Genomic DNA, 713 nt, shown 5'->3' with positions numbered 1-713 from the left:
CTGCAGTGATCGCAACCAAACCTGCTAGTGCGCCGTTCAATGCCATTGTAAGGTCAGCCTTACCGAATAGAATACGTGCAACGATCAATGCAGCGATCAAACCACCTGCCGCAGCAGCGTTAGTGTTCAAGAATACGCTTGCTACTTCGTTAGCTACTTCGATACCACCCAGTTTAAGAGTAGAACCACCGTTGAAACCGAACCAGCCCATCCACAGGATGAATGTACCTAGCGTTGCTAGAGGAAGGTTCGCACCTGGGATAGCGTTAACCTGACCGTTAGCACCGTACTTGCCTTTACGAGCACCTAGCATGATAACACCAGCCAATGCTGCTGCAGCACCTGCCATGTGAACGATACCTGAACCAGCGTAATCGCTATAGCTACTGAGGTCGTACATACCGAACACAGAGTTACCACCCCAAGTCCAGCCACCTTCCATTGGGTAGATGAAACCCGTCATAACAACTGCGAATGCTAGGAAAGCCCAAAGCTTCATACGCTCAGCAACCGCACCCGATACGATAGACATTGCCGTTGCAACGAATACGACCTGGAAGAAGAAGTCAGAAGCGCCTGAGTAAACAGAGTCACCGCCGAAGCCGTTTTCAGCAGAATCTGCTAGAGCTTGAGCAACGTCTATAGTTGCAACGCTGTCAGTACCTGATAGGAAGAAGCCGCCGCCATACATGAACTCGTAACCACAGATTAGG

The 713-nt window shown here is 50.4% G+C and carries 1 pseudogene; it reads right to left on the bottom strand.

What is annotated here, in order from left to right:
- Nucleotides 1-713, bottom strand: a pseudogene (locus tag A3756_RS24915) (ammonium transporter); the annotation flags it as partial.

The organism is Oleiphilus sp. HI0086 (assembly GCF_001635225.1).
Note: the sequence above shows the minus strand (reverse complement) of the source record. Positions and strands in the feature narration are given on the sequence as shown.